Origin of the sequence: Kordia antarctica, from assembly GCF_009901525.1 — a bacterium.
GTDB classification, from domain to species: domain Bacteria; phylum Bacteroidota; class Bacteroidia; order Flavobacteriales; family Flavobacteriaceae; genus Kordia; species Kordia antarctica.
Window position 1 is genome coordinate 630,827 of the sequence record NZ_CP019288.1, and the last position, 17,590, is coordinate 648,416.

The following is a 17,590-nucleotide window of genomic DNA, read 5'->3' on the forward strand; positions in this document are numbered from 1 at the left end:
AAATTCAACATTTAGCATTCATAATTTAAAATTTACAAAAACCGTCAGTTCGAGTGAATTTGTGAAACAAATTGGTATCGAGAACCGCTTTCAAATTTAACATTTAGCATTTATAATTCAGCATTTCTTATAAGATCATGAATCCGAGCAAAGAACGTCGTCAACGTTAAATATTCTTCCCATAACTTTCTATTTTCTTTTTGAATGTGTTCAAATTGCTCTTGAGTTAAATTTTGATGAAATTCCAACAATCGCTGTTCCATTTCGTGTTCCTTTCCTTGCGGAATGCGAATGCAATGTTGTGTCCAATCAATGATTCCTTCTAGTGGCAACAAACAATCAGTATCAATCAACACAGGAATTCTTCCCATAGCCAACGTTTGATAAAAACGAACTGAAAAATTTCCTGCGCCACGCAAATTGAAAATATAATCGGAATCGTTTATATTTTCATAAAACTCATACGTAGTCCTATCTACGGAACGATTTTTTCGTACGCCAGCTCGATATCGTTGTCTGTAAACAATTTTCGTTTCAATCTTTGTATTTTTCTCTAATCGCTTCAAATATTTATAGCGCATAAACGGCGCGGCAAACCATTGTTGCGGTTCGTTAAGCGTTTTTCCTAAATGAAATTTTAAATTTCGATAGATGATTAATCCGATATCTTTTGCGACTTTCAACAAATTTGGCGTTGCTTGCCCAACAAAACCGATCACAGGTTTTTCATCTTTTATACGAACTTGATGCGTTGATTTCTCCATATAATGAACCAATGGATCTTTAAAAAAAGCAGGAAACGCAATCTGATTAGGTAACTTTTTACTTTTATAACCACTATTTCTAAAAACGTATACATCTTTATTTGTAGGCATCACGCCTTCATCTCCAGAAACGTAACTTAATACTTTTAAATTATTCGTATGACAGTCATTTACAAAACGTTCTGCCTCTGATTGCAAGTTATTATTTAAGTAATAATTCCATGAAAATGGTAAAAAAGCAACTTCGGCTTCCTCAATAGAATCAACTAATTGATAATAATTTTTCACTTCCGTAAACTCGTTTCGTTCATCAAATAGCAATGCATAAATCAATGGAAACTTCTCTCCAATGGAATGTGTTTTTATAAAATTTGTATCTGTGTAAACGTTGAGCATTTATAACAATGATTTTAGTTCTTCTTCAAAAGTATCCAATGTATACACGCGACTCCACGCAATTGCACTTTCAACTTTTTGTTGATATTTTTCTTCCGATTGCAACACATTTTCAATTTCTGCAACTGCGCTTTCCACCGTTGGTTCAATCAAAATTCCGCGATTTCCTTCGTCCAACATATATGGAATACACGAAATTTTGGTTACAATTGGCAAACTTCCCCAAAACATGGCTTCTGCAACCACTTTTGGCCAACCTTCCGATTTTGATGGCAAAATCGTAAAATGAGCCGTTTTATGAACTTCTTTAATAGATTCGGCAACTACATTTCCGTGCAATGTAATGTATTCTTGTAATTTATTTTTTTCTATATAGCTTTCCAATTCGTTTCGCATCGCGCCATCGCCATAAATGTCCAATCGTACATTATAAGTACGTTTTTTCAGTTCAGAAATGGTTTGAACCGCCAATAATGGACGTTTTCCTTTTGATAACGAACCGACAAAACTAAACTTTACAATTCCATCAAATTTACGAATAGAAACCGCTTCTTTGTCAGTATTTCTGTAGGTTGCCGTAAAAAATGATTTGATATTTTTTGTTTGATTCTTCCAATTACCATACACTAAAACGCTCATATTTTTAGTCAAAAATGTAGTTGATAAAATTCGTTTTTGCAACCGATAACTCAAAGGTTGTTTACTATTTGGATCCCAATTTCCTGCGTATTTCGCCGTTTTTGTCTTCGATGGAAAGAAAATTTGTGCCACACAACCAAGCAAACCAATATTTCCAGGACAACGCAAATGAATATGATTTGCTTTTCGCATAGCACCAATAATTCTAAAAAATATAATTGGCAACACCAAAAGCGTCTTCAAGCTAGACTTGATACTTAACAAGTTAAAAGCAGGAATTGGTCTAAAATCAATTTGATCGTGTTCATAGGCAATATCTATTGGGCGAATTTCTTTGTTTGGCAATAATGGCGCAACAATTGTGACATTATCCACGTACTTTAACCACAAGTTCATTTCCTTCACATACGGCGCGTATGCAAAGAATTCTGCCTTTTTTTTGGCATGTAACACATGTGTAATAATTAAAAAATTCATGTTAGGCAACGCTATTTCCTGCAAAGGTTATGACTTCTCCATCTTTATAAAAAACCGTTTTGTACGGATAGTTTTTTGCGGCAAAGAAAGCTTCAACTTTCTTATAAGTTTGTTCTTCATTAACCCAATGATAACTTGCGATGGCAAAGTTTGGTTTAAATTTTTCTAAAACGTCAACCAATCCATCCATAGCTTCAATTTCTGCACCTTCAATGTCCATTTTGACAAAATCTAAACGCGCTAATTGTTCACGTTTTTGGAAACTATCAATTGTAATGGCATCTTTTAAAATAGCTTTGGCATTTTCGGGTTTGTAATGAATTGAGGAAGAAACAGTTCCTGCTTCAAAAAACTCTAATTTTGTGTTTTCATTCCAAATCAATTCTTCTTGAATCTGAATATTTTCTACATCAGTATTTAATGCCATATTCGCTTCCATTTCAACAATATTAATCTTGTCAGGTTCAAAAGCATATACTTTTCCTGCGGAACCAACTTTTTTTCCATAATAAATTGATAAATACGCATGATTTGCGCCTGCATCTATAACAATATCATCTTTTTTTACGGTGTAAAACGTCTCGTATCTATTGATATCCTTTACAACATAATACATCGGAAGTTTTGTGACAACTTCAATTTTGCCAAAAAACGTTGTTGAATACGCATCGTTTTTTCGTTTGAATTTCTCCTTTCGGATGCAATTGAAATACACTTCTTTGAGTGCTTCTTTCAATCCTTTAGATGGCAATATTTTATATATTTTTTTGAGTAAACTCATCGTATTATTTGAGGTTTTTGGAACCATAATTGAAACCACGCAACTATTCTACCAATAGCTTCTGTAAATGCTTCCATTTTATTTGGCTGGGTAAATATATTTGTTAATCTGAGAAACGCCAAGAACAAAGTGGTTACATTCCATTTTATTCGTGCTTTTAGTGTCGGATTCGGATATTTTACACGCCAAACGTACCAACCATTTTTGACAACCATTTTACCGTAACTATATTGATTTGGACGACCAGAAGCATTATGGTGATGTTCTAATTGCGCCGAAGTGTTCACATATAACGCTCCAAATTTGGACGCACGTAACGTAAAATCAGTGTCTTCGTATAAACCGTAACCATCAAAATACGTTGAAAAATTAATCGTTTCGAAAACACTTTTTTTGAATGATGAAACGCCGCCCATAAAGACTTCCACAGGATATGTCTTTCCAGATGGCGGCAAAAATCCGACAGCTCTTCCATGTGCAAATGTTGGCATAATACACGGTTTTGTATCATCTAATAATCCAAATTTTTTGCGCAATCGGAAACGTAAAGATTCTTTTCGAAACCAACCATCATATTGAAATGATTTCGAAGTTGGTTGGTTATCATCTGAGATTTTTGTCCAAACAATTTCATTCGTAATATAACCGCCAACGCCTAAAGCATTCGGATGGATTTTATAGGTTTTGATTAAATTTTCAAAATACGTTTTATCTAAAATAGTATCATCATCCAAAAAACATACAATTTCGCTCGTTTCAGCAACATTTCTGATTCCGAAGTTGCGCTGTTTCGTCAAACCTCTTTCAGAATCTTCTACTTTAAAATAGATTAGATTTTTGAATGAATGCTGCTGCAATAGTTGATCAGTTTCATCATTTGTAGAACCATCGACAATCAAAATTTCATCAGGATACAAATTTTGTTCCGTAACCGATTGCAAGAGTGTTTGCAATGGTTTCGGGCGCATGTATGTACAAATGATGAGACTGAATTTCATGTTTAGTTTTACGATCTAATGAATATAGTGTTGAATTTATCAGTACGAAATGTGGTTTCTAGTGTGATTTCTTTTTTTTCAACATCATACGAAAGTGGTTTGAATCCGTAAGAAGTTACAAAATCGAATACTTTTTGATCTGATATTCCGAATTTATCGCCAGAATTATTGAATTCTAATAATATATACTTTAACGATTCTTTTTGTAAAGTTTCCATTGCGCCTTTTAAAACATAATATTCAAAGCCTTCCACGTCAATTTTTAAGAATGTTGGTTGCTCGTTTTTTAATACTTCATCCAATTTTTGAATAGGAATCGAAATTGTCGGAACATCTTCATTTTCAAGCGCTACTCTATTCATGACATCGTAGCCTTTTGTAAATTTTAGTTCGCCTTTTTCTTCGCCCAAACCAATATTTAAACAGTTTACTTTTTCTTCTAAATTATTTAAAGCTACATTTTTTAATAGCTTTTCATACGTATTCGGAATTGGCTCAATCGCAATTGTTCTTGCTTTGGAAACACCTGAAGCTAATAACGTAAAATGTCCCACATTTGCGCCAATATCTACAAAAAGATCATTCTCATGTAAATGATTAATCAAAAACATAGAATCCTCGTAATCAGCGAGTTTTATGTAAATATTAGATACGATTCCTGCGTCACCTTTTCTAGCAAAGAATTTTAAACCGTGAATCCAATTGTAAATTCTTGTCTTAGGTTTTATAGTTTGAATCGCATTAAATTTTATATATCGAAATAATGCGCCATTGCCATTTCCGTTCATTAATGGATGACTTTGGAACTTTTTACGCCGTTTTTTAAGCTTTTTGAGTACTTTTTTAATCATTCTTTGAAATTAGTGATGTGTACACTTTTATATTTTGCGTTGCAATTTCTGTAATATTGAATCTTTTAAGAGCTTCTTTTCGGGCATTTTTTGCCATTGTTGAAGCTAATTTTTCATCTGTCAACAAAATATTTATTTTTTTAGCAAATTCTTGATGTGATTTTGGATTCGCCAAAAAACCAGTTTCTCCATCAACTACAATTTCATGCGCCCAAGGATAATCAGTATTTACGAATGGTTTTTCTAACGCCATTGCTTCAATCGTAACCATTCCGAACGATTCTGCCAACGAAGGAAAAACGCAAACACTTGCTTCGTTAATCAATTCCTTCATTTTGTCATAATTGACTGTTCCGATATAATTTACTTTTGCTAACGCTTTTTTCGATACTTTTTCTTGAAATAGTTCCCAAGTAGAACGCTGTTCTGTTGCGTCAATTGCATCATTTCCAACCAATAACAAGCTACAATTTTTGTTTTTTTGAATCAATTTATTGAAAATATACGCCAACTCGAAGATTCCTTTTTTACGAATTAGAGTTCCAAAATATAACACAACTCCTTCTTTTCGTTTTGAAATTTCTGGCTGGAAATCATCTACATAAATTCCATTTGGAATAACTGTAATCTGTTTACTTTCAAAGAATAACGCGTTTGTTTTTTCTGCTACAAACTGACTTACCGCAATGATTTTGTCTGCTTTTTGAAATGCATTTTTTTCACGATTGAAATTTGCTTTTTTGATTTCTCGATCTTCTAAATGACAGAAAAATGTATCACTACCGTGCAATCGCATCACTTGCGGAATGTTAAAATTCATATTTGCTGAAATTCCTGTCCAATCTACAACTTCCAACACATCGATTTTATCTTTCTTGATGATTTTGTTGATGTATTTTTCTATGATTCCTTCGTTGAGTTTCCATGTCAACAAAGGATATTTGCGCAGTTTTATTTTATGAATTGTAATTTCTCCATCTTGAAATACTTCTTCAATATCTTGAAAATATGTAAAAATAGTGATCTTTATTTCGTTGTCAATCAACGCTTTGATTAAGTTTTGAGTACTCGTTCCTATTCCCGCTGATTTCGGAAGTTTTTCGTGTGGATATTCGGGAAGTAGGAAACCAATATGCATTAATTCAGTAGCTTTTTAATGGCAGTATGCATGCATTCTTTCACATTTTCTAATGGATATTGCGCAATACTTTCTGCCCATTTCTGTCGTTCATCACGATTTTGTTGTTCTAAGGTATCAAATTCTTGTAAAATTTGTGTCAAATCCTTTGCAGATCGTACCATATGAACCGCTTTTTTGTGTGTATCAAATGTTTTGAAATGTACAAAATTATACAAACGATCTATATCAAAATCTTTGTGTCCGTTTGCTTGTTCATAATAACAATAATATGCTGTTTTTCCGAGTAAAATCGCGTCAAGCGCCATTGTAGAACCTATATTGAAAATCGCGCTACTGTAATATAATGTACTGTATAAAACGCCAATATTCGAATTTACCTTGTAACTTTCTGGCAACGGATTTTCATCGTGATTCCATGTTGGAATGACTTCCGTAATGACATCTTTATAGTGTTGTAAAATAGGAATAAAACCTTCATTGTAATCTGCTGGATTTACGCGCAAAACCACATGAAATTTTTCTGTATTAATTTGATTATGAGATTTTACCGCTTCCGCTAGATCTTTTAAATATAACGGATCGTCCATTCCGATTGAGGTGAAATTTCCCGAAAAACAGAGTAATTTTTTGCCTTTTGGTATGTTGTATGCTTTGTAAAATAACTCTTTTGGAATCAAATATTCAGGTTTCGTATAACATACAAATTGCGGTGTTCCTGTAATTGTAATATTATTTTTCTTTATCTCATTTGGATAATATTGCTGTATTTCGGCTTTCATATAATCGCTCCAAACAAAATAATGATCGGCTTTTAGCATTTTATTTCCTTTCGGAAGATTATCCCAAGAATGTATAAAACTTATAACTGGAATTTCCAAGTCACGCGCCGCTAATACTGGCGCAAGCGATAAACTTGATACTTGATGTGAACAATACATTCCATCAGGCTTTTCAGTTTTTAAATACGCGAAACAGTCTTTGTAATATTGAGAAGTTCGGGTTTGTTTGAAAAAAGTATCTTCTAACTTCTGAATTCCTTTTTTAGAAGCGTAAAATTTTGATAATAAGTTAATTAAACCAAATTTCAACTTCTTTTTGAAATTGCTCTTTCCTGGTGAGACTCTATATAATAAATGATTTTTTTTTGCTTGAACTTTATCATTATAACGTAAAGTTGCTTTTGCTTTTAGATAGCGTAAAAAGTCCGTTTTCCCATTGTAATCAAAGCTTGGCAGTTGTTTTGTTTTAATAGAATTTGGTAATTTTTCCAGTGCTGACGATTTCACTTGGTGCCAAACCAACATGTCAAATTCTTGTGGAATGTCAAAGAAATCACTTGCATAATGATTTTCAAAACTTTGATATCCAACAAATATGGAAATTATCTTTTTTCGCATGGAGCAACAGCGTTATTGATAGTGTCGACAAATATAGCCATTGAAAGGATTCTAAAAAGAAAATACAGACCTCTATCTGGTGTTTTTTGTTGTTTTTTTGCCAATTTCAACACTTTTTCGGTATTAAAAATGGTTTCTAACGCATGAATGTGTTTTTGTAAGAGTTTGTATAACATAATTCCAATGTCACCAGAAATCCGATGATTCCAGTTTTGGACAGATGTTTCCATCTGAATTGGATTTTTAAAATACTGTAGTAAATCTTGATTTCCTTTGTAAATGATTTGCTCATGAATTTTATCACGTTTGTAGCGTTCATGCGGCAAATTATGCGTTTTCTTGATGAAATCTTCATGCAAAAACGGCGTGATTTTATTTCTGAAAACTGATAAAAGTTTGTGCCTGTTTCCAAAGTTTCCTGGCAAACGTCCGTTTCTGTAAAAGTTGATTAAAATTTTGGCATTCGAATTTCCTGTATAATTTTTTGTGATTTCTGTTGAAATATTCTCTGGATATTCTTTTAAAAATTCTTTATAATCTTCTGTAAATAAATCAACTAAAAATTCTTTTGGCGTTAAATAGTTATCCATCGCTTTCGCGAGATTTGCATCTTCTGGAAAAAACATACGCACACATTCACCAGCTTCTCCCATGACGTAACTGTACTTTTCGGGAATTGTTTCTGCAACAAATTTTAGCATATCAACATAGGAAGTTGTTGCCAATCCGCCAGAAATTGTGGCAATTTGGGTTGCATAGTATTCAAATTCATCTTCATCACATGATGTTGCAAACTTGTACTCCAAGTCGAGATTTATGGCAACTTCTTTTCCTTGGATGACATCTGCCGAATATACTTCACCAAAATTCCCAGCAATAATAGTTGCATTTCCTTCTTCTACTTGACTTAACAACGCTAAACTGTCTTTTCCTGCAGTTGCGCCAAAGAATAGATTTTCAGTTGCATTCATGCCGTCTTTCAATGAAAAATCGCCTGAATTATCAGAAAAATTGATCGTTAATTGTTTCGTTTCTGCTTTTAATTCAGCATCAAACGTATGCAGTTTTCCGCCTTCGATTCGTGCAACATTTTTGTATGGTAATGGAAATGGTTTCACTTGATATCCAAAAGCAAAATGTGCTTGCAATCCAACAGTATCAAATTCCAATGAAACCTCTAATTCATTAAAATTTTGAAAATTTAAGAAGAAGTTTAATTGATTATTTTTAGTTAAATAAAAACTTCCATTAACTCCGTATAAATCATTTACAATTAAGAACTTATTACTTTTTTTATTATGAATAAATAATTCAAAAACCCCGCCAAGTTGGTTATAAATATTGATTAGCGTTTCTTCAAAATTTTCATGTAATTTTTCTAAGAAACTTCGAATTTTTTCTTCCGCATGATCGGACGAATACCAAATGATTTCATAGGTTTCATCTTCCATCCAATACAACGTACTTCCTTGTTTTTCTTTTTTGAATAATTCCACATGAAATGCTTCTTTTCCAAAGGAAATATGAAAATTAGTTATAGTATGTTTTTGAAACTTCACAATTGTATTGTTTTAGCTAATGCTGTGGCTTTTTGCCAATCTTGTTGCGTGTCAATGTTTACGTAATATGCAGCATCAGAAATTATATATGCTATCGAATTTCCATATAATGAATTTTCTTCTTGGATAATATTCGTTTTGGTAATGTAAATACTTCCGTCTCTGTGATACGCTTTCGGCAATTCTTGTCGTCTTGGAATGATATTTTTTTCGCCAGTTGCAATGTCTAATGTACCATTTTTATTTGGTTCAAACGTCCAATGTGGATTGTATTCATGCGGAACTTCTAATACTGAAACCAACGAATCGGTTTGTTTTTCTAGGAATGTTTCCAGTGCTTTGTCTAAGAATCCTTTTGGTCGAAATGGACTTGTTGGTTGTAATAAACATATCGCATCAAACTGTTTTCCTTCCGTTTCAAAGTATGAAATTGCGTGTTGAATGACTGGCAATGTTGGCGTTGTGTCTTCCGCCAAGTGTTTTGGTCGTACAAAGGGTACATTCGCGCCAAGCGACTTAGAAATAGTAATAATTTCTTCATCGTCCGTCGTCACAACAACTTCCGTGATATAGTTGGATTGCAACGCCGCGTCAATACTGTATTGAATTAACGGTTTTCCATGAAGTAATTTCTTGTTTTTCCCAGGAACACCTTTGCTTCCGCCTCTTGCCGGTATAATTGCTAAAATTTTCATTAGTACATGATTGTTTTGTACGCAATTAATTTTGTGTTTGCCAATGCTTCCGCAATGCGTTTTCCGGAGTTTCCATCGCCATAAATTTCCTCTGAAAGTCTTCCTTTTTGGGCAATTCGTTCATGAATTGCTTTTTTGATTAATTCTGTATCGTAATCGACATCAACCACGTTTTTCCCACGTTCACGCCTGTTTTGACGATTTCCTATGTTCACCGTTGGTACACCAATAAATGAACATTCACGAATTCCAACACTTGAGTTTCCTATGAGACAGTCGCTATTTTTGAGTAAGTGTAAAAAGTCACTCGGTTCCATGTTTTTGAAAAAACGAATGTTTTCTGGATCGTTTACTTCTCTAAAATGACGAATTCCGCTCGAAGTTCCATCCGAACCTGCATCTACGTTTGGCCAAAACCAAAACGTTGGAATGTTTAGCTCATGAATCGCTTTTAGCGTACATAATACGTCTTCTCGCGCCGATTTGTACCGATTTGTTTCAGGATGTTGCATGACGACTAAATATCCGTTAGAAATGTCTAAATCAGCTCCAACACCGCCATATTTTTCAATCGGATTGAAGTTATGATTCGTATTTGCTAAAACTTCTTTTGCAATGTCAATTGACGGACAACCTGTGTTGATAACATATTCAGGATTTTCACCCAATTTCACAACTCTGTCTTTTGCATCTTCCGAAGCAACTAAGTGTAAATCAGCTAATTTCGTATTTGCATGACGTACTTTTTCATCAATGTTTCCTGTTACTTCTCCACCTTGAATGTGTACTAACGGAATGTTTTGATATGCCGCCGCAATACTCGTTGCAATGGTTTCGAAACGATCTGCAATTGTGATCACAGCATCAGGTTTTAGGTTATAGAATACGTTTGAAAGTTCCATAACACCTAAACCTGTCGTTTTTGCCATTGCCATTGGATTTTCGCCTTCTAAAACCATGAATACTTTTTCATCAATCTTAAAACCGTCTTTTTCAATAACATTGACTGCATTTCCGTAACGACCTAATAATGCGGAACCTGCCACAACTAATTGCAGTTCGAGTTCAGGATGTTCTTGAATGGCTTTTAGTGCCGTTTTGATTCTACTGTATGATGGTCGTGCGGTAATTACAGCACATATTTTTCGTTTGTTCATTTTCGGTTGTCAGTTTTCTGTTATCAGTTGTCGGTTGTCGGTTGTCGGTTGTCGGTTGTGAGTTATCTGTTTTAACTTGTTTTCCAATCTTTTTCTACATATTTGATAAAATTATATAGCTTTCCTCCTAGTTTATCATATTCTTATATTAATAATTTGACTTCTTTAATTTCATATAATTCATCTATCATTTGTAATTGAGAGAGACATTCCAACAGAGACGCATGTGCATATACTAGAAATTTGATGAAATCTGCTTTGTATTTTCTTCTTCCATAACCTTCAACAATATTATCTTTTATGCTTTTTGAAGAACGCCGTATTTGACTTCCTTGTTCGTATAATTCATATTTTGGCAATTCTAAAGACATTTTATGCACTTTTATTGCCAAATTAAAAGCGGTATTATATACATCTAAATCTTTATACGATTTCATTTTCCTAGTTTACTTTTCCATATTTCACTTCACTCATAACAGATAACCGAAAACTCATAACTCATAACTAAGAAACATCACTTTCATTCAAAAAATCCCACTGTTTCATTTCTTTAATAAGCTTCTTTCCGATAACTTCTTGAAATTTTGACGCTAAGATGCCGTAATTCTTTGGCTTTTTCGCTTCTAAATCATTGAATGTTAAGATATGTCCTTTTGATAAATTTTTATTGATTGCTAACGATTTTTCAAATATTTGTTTGAGTTCCGAAAATTGCGAATTGTCTTTTTTATCTATTGGATGATTCAACGCTTCGTCAATGTTTCTGACAGCTTTAACCAATTGTGCAGTTTCTGGAAACGTCAATGATGATTTTGCATCTGGACCAAACATTTCTTTATCAAATACGACATGAAATTCTAAGATTTCTGCGCCAAGCGTCACAGCCGCAATTCCTGCTTCGATTCCAGAGGAATGATCCGAGAATCCAACAGAAACTTGATACCGTTCTTTTAGTTCTTGAATCACGTTTAATCCAAACTGTTTTGGCGCTGTCGGATACGAAGTTGTGCATTGTAGTATAGAAAATTCACATTTTTTTTCTTTGAGAAAAGCCACAGTTTCATCCAATTCTTCAAATGAACTCATTCCAGAAGAAATGATAATTGGTTTTCCCGTATTTGCAATTTTTTCCAATAATAGAAAGTTATTGACTTCTCCCGAACCAACTTTGTATAATTTTACACCAATTTCTTCCAATAAATCGACAGCCGCATTGCTAAATGGTGACGAAATAAAGTCCAAACCAACTTCATCACAATGTGTTTTCAACGTTATCCATTGTTCCAACGAAAATTCCATACGCTGCCAATATTCGTAGCGTGTGGCATCTTGCTTAGAAAATTTAACTCTAAACGGTTCATGAATACTACTTTCCGCAGCAGCGATATGCGTTTGAAATTTGATCGCATTTGCGCCCGTTTTTGCCACAGCATCAATGTACGCATGCGCCATTCCGAGACTTCCGTCATGTGCTTGCCCGATTTCTGCGATGATGTAGGTTTTTTTCATTATTTGGGTTTTAGGTTTTGGGTTTTAGATTATTGTTTATCTCGGCTTTGCTCGATGTGTTGTTTATGTGATTGTTATTCGTGTATTTGTTTTTTGTTTGTTAGTTTATTTGACTCTAATTGTCAGTTCGAGTGAATTTGAATAGCAAATTTGTATCGAGAACTGCTACGAAACGCTAACTTTAAAGCTTTTCTCAATACTATTTTTTTTCATTTCGACTCCGCTCAATGTGCAAAAAATTACTCGAAATGACGTTTCGATTAACGATCACTTTTACATTTAAAATTTATAATACAACATTTATAATTTCAAGAAACTCCTCCAATTTCTCCACTTGCTTTTCAACTGTAAAATAGTTTTGAAACGTTTTTCGAGCATTATCGCCTATAAATATCCGCTTTTCTTGGTTTTTATACAAATCTACTAATTGTGTGGTCATGTGTTGTAAATTGTCACTTAAAATACTGTTTTCGTCGTGAATGACTTCTGGATAACAACTTGCCGCCGCTTTTGTGCATACCAAAACTTGCGCATAATTGAACACTAAAGGAATTCGCGTGCGCGTTCCTGTGTTGTATTCCCACGGAATGATGTGAATATCGTACGCTTTTAATTCACCTTTTAAATCTTCCACAAAACCTACACATTTTATTTGCGGATCTTTCAAGCGATTTTTTAGCGAATTAGAAGCGTATTTTAGATTTCCTATCACTTTTAACGTGACATTTGGGATTTGCTGTTTTAAATCGTTCCAACAAACTTCTAAAAATCGTTCCAATCCAAGTCTGTTTGCCGTTGTTCCCATTCCGCCTAAATGTACGATTGTCGGCGTTTTCATATCGTTTTTAGTAATTTCTACTTCTTCATAGGTTAATGGAATATATAACGCTTTCGGGTTTCCGTATGCTTTGATTTCTTGCATTTCCGTAAACGAAGCCGAAACGCATGCAGACACATTTTTTACCAATTCCAACTCTACTCTTTTCTTTTGTTTTAAGTGGAATTTTTCAAGAAATGACAAACTACTTTTTAATTTTCGCAACTTGAATTCCCAATCGTGGTGTGCGTACACTATTGGAACTTTTAAGTTTGAATAGTATGCTAAAATTGCTGTCCAACGCCATTCTGCCCAAACTAAATCTATGTTATGTATTGAAATATATTGTTTTAGTGTTTTTTTACTTTGAGAATTGACAAAGAAATATTCAAATTTTTCAGGTGTCGAAATCGCCGTTTTAATGCGATTTATAATTCCTTTCGGATGAATTTGTGCTACTTGAAAATGATTGATTTCACTATAAAATCCTTCAATTTCTTGAATGTATTCAGGATTCACATTTGATGAAATTTCCGCAATTGGTGTATCGCTAAAATCTACCATCAATATGTGAACATTGTAATTTAACTTTGTAAGTAATTGTAAATGACTGAAATACACAGATGCGCCGCCGTTAGCGTTCGGAGATATTTTAGTATTATTTACAAGGAAAAGTACGTTCATCACTTTTTTCTGAATGGTTTGTAATGTGTTTCTGTGGCAATTGCTAACATTTCTTTATCGCCATCACTATTTCCAAAAGCGATAATTTCATCATATGTTGAAAGGTCTGTTTCTTGTAATATACGTCGTACTTTTTCAGGACCTTTGCAATTTTCGCCTAAAAATTGTCCTGCAAATTTTCCGTGATGATATTTCAGTTTTGTTGCGATGAGTTTCATCTGTAATTCATCAGCGAATGGTTGCAACCAAAAATCTACCGAAGCAGATACTAAGTACATTTCTGCGCCTTCTTTTCTTAGTTCGTATAAATATGGCAACGCTTTTGGGCGTATAGTTCTGTATAAATATTGTTTGGTATATTCTTCTCCTAAAGCTATAATTTCCGTTTCCGTTTTTCCTCTTAATAATATTGAAATCAACGTTTCTTTTACTTTTCCTTTGTCACTTTCTGCAATAATTATTTTTATAATTGAACCTATGTTTAATAGCAAAAGCCAAGATACTTTTCGAAAACCATACATTTTCAAAAAGAAGTCTTTGAACGAATCTTTGTGCGTCAACGTTCCATCAAAATCAAATAGATACAATTTTTTACTCATTCAGGTTTAGTTCGTTATTTTCAATGATGACAATATTATTTATTTTAAGTGGTTTTATAAAGTTTTCAGCATTTGCTTCTACAAATTCAATTCCATATTCTTTGAATAATACTTTGTTTCCGAGATAGTTATCAAAATCCACTTTGATTGGTTTTTGTTTTTGTGCTAATTGCTGCAGCGTGTTTTTCAGTTCGTTTCCATCTTTATATTTTAAGCCTACACTGATTAATAGTGTGAATAACGCATTCATCACAATCAAACCGAAAAGTACTTTTAAAAATTTTGCATGCGCTCCATATCGCTTTAGCGAAAAATACAATAATACTGGTGTAAGCCAAAAATACGGCGTATATCGCAGCCACCAACCTGCTTTGTTGAGCAATATTAGAAGAATAATTAAACCGATCAATCTTTCATATTTTGACAACTTGAAGTTTCTCCCGATTTTGACGACACAAAAACCATAATATAGCAATGATAAAATCAATATTCCGCTCCACCAAACGCCAAAACTTCCAGTTCTTGGTGCGCCATTTCTATTTTTTTGTAATTCATTTTGCGTGAATGTAAATGGAATTTTCACATGCGAATCGCCTTTGTTTCCAATAGAAGCCAAATTAGTTAACACAAACTGAGATACACGTTTTTTATCTTTTAGCATTTCTGGTTCGTAATCTTGTATGAAATCTATTTTGTTTTCTCCCATTACAGGGTATAATGGATGTCCGTTTTGATAGAAGTTTAGAAAATACGGCGCTATTAAAAACGGAATTGCGACAATTGCAATTAAGAACGTTTCTTTGATGTGAGTTTGTAGTTTTTCTTTCCGAATAAAAAATCCATCAACTAAGAAAATACCATATAATATGCCTGCAAAAATAACTCCTGTAAATTTGATATTTATCAGTAATACCAAACCAATAATGACTTCCCAACGATATGACTTTTTTTCTTTACTTAATAGATATGCGAAAAATGTAATAATTGTTGTAGTGTATAAAAATCCATCAATTAAGTTGGTCATGAGTTGTATTAAAACTACAGGATTTAATGCAATAATTGCCGAAATTAGGATTGATTTTTGAAGTGATGCAGTTTTCCGAAAATAAATAAATGGATAGAGAAAACTTAAGATCAGAAACAACGTATTAATTGCTTTGATATATGTAATTTTATGAAAAACGCTGTAAAAAACTGCACCAATACTTTCGAATGCTTTTGGGTAATGCTGAACCCAAATATATAATGGATTTTCTTTCGGAAAACTTTCATATACAGGATTCCAACCATTTGCCATTTGAATCGACATTTCCTGATGATACGATTGTCCGTCATACGTTAAATCTAAATATAAAGTTGCAGTTCCAAAAAGAAAAGCTCCAAAAAGTAGAAATAATACATTGAGTAGTATCATTTTTTTATTCCACCCAATATCTCTATTGGCATTGAACCAAGCCGCTACTAAAATGAAAATACTTGCATAAAAATTTAACGAAACCCCAAATAAAAATAGAATTGTAAGCAACAGAAAGATGTTTCCTATAAAAAGGAAATTCAATCGTGCGAAATTTGTTATGAATTGGGTTAAATTCATTGTTATTTTTTACAAATAATAGTGTAATGCGGATATACAGCAATCGTTTTTTTCTCAACTGCAAGTATTTTAAAACCAATAGTTTCCAACGTTTCTTTTGCCGCTTTGCATGTAAGTTCGCGTCCTATTTCACGAGAAAATACCAAATCATGAATTTTGTTGAAATATACCAACGGACTTGCCGCATCAATGTCTTTTAACACAAAAACGGTATCGTCGGAAATGCTTTCATATATTTTCTTAAGAAAATCTGTCTGTACTTTTTGTGGCACATGATGCAACACATCATTTAGAAAGACTTTGTTATAATTTTTGATCGTTTCTGGAAAATGAATTCCGTCATACTTCACAAATTTCGCATCTGCTTTTGGAGCATGTTTTGAGAATAACGCGTTGGCATTTTTGACTAATTCCTCTTTAATTTCAATACCGCTAATTTTTTGTACATTTTTAAAATGATGCACTAATAGCGCAAATTGTCCCGAACCGCAACCAATATCAAAGAAAGAGTCTGTTTCTTCTAAATGACTTAATAACGATTCCATTGGAAAAATTAACGGTCGAAATTTAATTTTCAATCGATCTACAAAAGATTCATCCTTTGCTTTGTCACTCAAATATGTCAAATATTTATTCGATCCCATTAGAAATAGATTAAGAAATAAAAGGAACTCAACCACATCAAAATTATAATCAAAATTAATTTGTCTTTGAGAATATATTTTACCGGAGATTCCGTGTTATTATGTACAAATGTTTGTTGTAAATGGCGCAACATTGCCAATACTACAAATATTGTGGTGATGTAAATTTTATCTGTGTTGAAACGTGTAATTATCTGTTCATCAATTGTATACATAATATACGTTACAATGCTTACGCCAAGTACTAAAATCATGGCGCTACTTAGATATTGTTCGCTATACGAAGCCAGTACTTTTCGTGTTTGATTGTTCGTTGTATGTAATAATTCGCCTCTTCGCTTTGCAATAATTACATATAAAGCCATGAAAAATGTCAACATAATAATCCATTTTGAAGGAACTACTGAAACGGCAAATCCGCCAATGATAATTCTGAATACAAAACCTAATGAAATAATGAATAGCTCAATGATAGCAATATGTTTCAGCCAAAGTGTATATAAAATATTTAGAATGAAATAGATCAGCGTTACGTAAAATACATATAACGGAACATAGAATGAAGCAATTCCTAAAGCAGCAGTAATTAGTGCGATTAGTATGTATGCGTGTGTTTTGGAAATGGCGCCACTTGCCAACGGGCGATTTTTCTTTTCTGGATGTAATTTATCCTTTTCTACATCTTTCAAATCATTTACAACATAGACTAAACTCGCTGTAAATGAGAAGTATATAAAGACAAACGCCAATGTTTTGAGGTTTGATATTTCTAAAAGTTCGCCTCCAAAGAATGCCGTAAAAAAGATCAATATATTCTTAATCCAATGCTTTATTCTTAAAAGATGTAGTACTTGCATCATGGCGTTAAAGTTAGTAAATTATACGTTG

At 33.2% G+C, this 17,590-nt stretch carries 17 protein-coding genes; all 17 read right to left on the bottom strand.

Annotation, left to right across the window (positions count from 1 at the left end):
- Positions 1-110: 110 nt before the first annotated feature.
- A complete protein-coding gene (locus IMCC3317_RS02750) occupies positions 111-1,160 on the bottom strand; it encodes an exostosin domain-containing protein (protein WP_160127979.1) in 1,050 nt (349 codons plus the stop codon).
- Entirely contained in the window at positions 1,161-2,276 is a 1,116-nt protein-coding gene (locus tag IMCC3317_RS02755; protein WP_160127980.1) for a glycosyltransferase family 4 protein, read from the bottom strand.
- Between the two features lies 1 nt (position 2,277).
- Positions 2,278-3,057, bottom strand: a complete 780-nt coding sequence (locus tag IMCC3317_RS02760; protein WP_160127981.1) for an FkbM family methyltransferase — start codon at positions 3,055-3,057, stop codon at positions 2,278-2,280.
- On the bottom strand, positions 3,054-4,055 hold the full coding sequence (locus IMCC3317_RS02765; RefSeq protein ID WP_160127982.1) for a glycosyltransferase family 2 protein: 1,002 nt from the start codon (positions 4,053-4,055) through the stop codon (positions 3,054-3,056). The genes IMCC3317_RS02760 and IMCC3317_RS02765 overlap by 4 nt, the downstream gene beginning before the upstream one ends.
- 8 nt (positions 4,056-4,063) lie before the next feature.
- Positions 4,064-4,906 carry an FkbM family methyltransferase gene (locus IMCC3317_RS02770; protein WP_160127983.1) on the bottom strand — a complete coding sequence of 281 codons (843 nt, stop codon included), beginning with the start codon at positions 4,904-4,906 and terminating at the stop codon, positions 4,064-4,066.
- A complete protein-coding gene (locus tag IMCC3317_RS02775) occupies positions 4,899-6,044 on the bottom strand; it encodes a glycosyltransferase family 4 protein (RefSeq protein ID WP_160127984.1) in 1,146 nt (381 codons plus the stop codon). Before IMCC3317_RS02775 ends, IMCC3317_RS02770 begins: the two co-directional genes overlap by 8 nt.
- Complete coding sequence (locus IMCC3317_RS02780) at positions 6,044-7,444, bottom strand: glycosyltransferase family 28 protein (RefSeq protein ID WP_160127985.1); 1,401 nt, start codon at positions 7,442-7,444, stop codon at positions 6,044-6,046. Before IMCC3317_RS02780 ends, IMCC3317_RS02775 begins: the two co-directional genes overlap by 1 nt.
- The gene (locus tag IMCC3317_RS02785) at positions 7,429-9,003 is read right to left on the bottom strand and encodes a hypothetical protein (protein WP_160127986.1); all 1,575 of its coding nucleotides are present in this window, start codon (positions 9,001-9,003) and stop codon (positions 7,429-7,431) included. The genes IMCC3317_RS02780 and IMCC3317_RS02785 overlap by 16 nt, the downstream gene beginning before the upstream one ends.
- Positions 9,000-9,698, bottom strand: a complete 699-nt coding sequence (locus IMCC3317_RS02790) for an acylneuraminate cytidylyltransferase family protein (RefSeq protein ID WP_160127987.1) — start codon at positions 9,696-9,698, stop codon at positions 9,000-9,002. The genes IMCC3317_RS02785 and IMCC3317_RS02790 overlap by 4 nt, the downstream gene beginning before the upstream one ends.
- Positions 9,698-10,855: a UDP-N-acetylglucosamine 2-epimerase gene (gene neuC, locus IMCC3317_RS02795; RefSeq protein ID WP_160127988.1), complete on the bottom strand. Its 1,158-nt coding sequence runs from the start codon at positions 10,853-10,855 to the stop codon at positions 9,698-9,700. The genes IMCC3317_RS02790 and neuC overlap by 1 nt, the downstream gene beginning before the upstream one ends.
- A gap of 143 nt (positions 10,856-10,998) precedes the next feature.
- Entirely contained in the window at positions 10,999-11,292 is a 294-nt protein-coding gene (locus tag IMCC3317_RS02800; protein ID WP_228054929.1) for a four helix bundle protein, read from the bottom strand.
- 67 nt (positions 11,293-11,359) lie between these two features.
- The gene (locus IMCC3317_RS02805) at positions 11,360-12,364 is read right to left on the bottom strand and encodes an N-acetylneuraminate synthase family protein (RefSeq protein ID WP_160127989.1); all 1,005 of its coding nucleotides are present in this window, start codon (positions 12,362-12,364) and stop codon (positions 11,360-11,362) included.
- Positions 12,365-12,650: 286 nt separating this feature from the next.
- A complete protein-coding gene (locus IMCC3317_RS02810) occupies positions 12,651-13,865 on the bottom strand; it encodes a glycosyltransferase (protein WP_228055048.1) in 1,215 nt (404 codons plus the stop codon).
- The gene (locus tag IMCC3317_RS02815; RefSeq protein WP_160127991.1) at positions 13,865-14,464 is read right to left on the bottom strand and encodes an HAD-IB family hydrolase; all 600 of its coding nucleotides are present in this window, start codon (positions 14,462-14,464) and stop codon (positions 13,865-13,867) included. Before IMCC3317_RS02815 ends, IMCC3317_RS02810 begins: the two co-directional genes overlap by 1 nt.
- A complete protein-coding gene (locus IMCC3317_RS02820; protein ID WP_160127992.1) occupies positions 14,457-16,058 on the bottom strand; it encodes a hypothetical protein in 1,602 nt (533 codons plus the stop codon). The genes IMCC3317_RS02815 and IMCC3317_RS02820 overlap by 8 nt, the downstream gene beginning before the upstream one ends.
- Positions 16,059-16,060: 2 nt before the next feature.
- Positions 16,061-16,702, bottom strand: coding sequence for a class I SAM-dependent methyltransferase (locus IMCC3317_RS02825; protein WP_160127993.1), 642 nt, complete (start codon positions 16,700-16,702; stop codon positions 16,061-16,063).
- On the bottom strand, positions 16,702-17,562 hold the full coding sequence (locus IMCC3317_RS02830; protein WP_160127994.1) for a UbiA prenyltransferase family protein: 861 nt from the start codon (positions 17,560-17,562) through the stop codon (positions 16,702-16,704). Before IMCC3317_RS02830 ends, IMCC3317_RS02825 begins: the two co-directional genes overlap by 1 nt.
- Between the last annotated feature and the right edge of the window lie 28 nt (positions 17,563-17,590).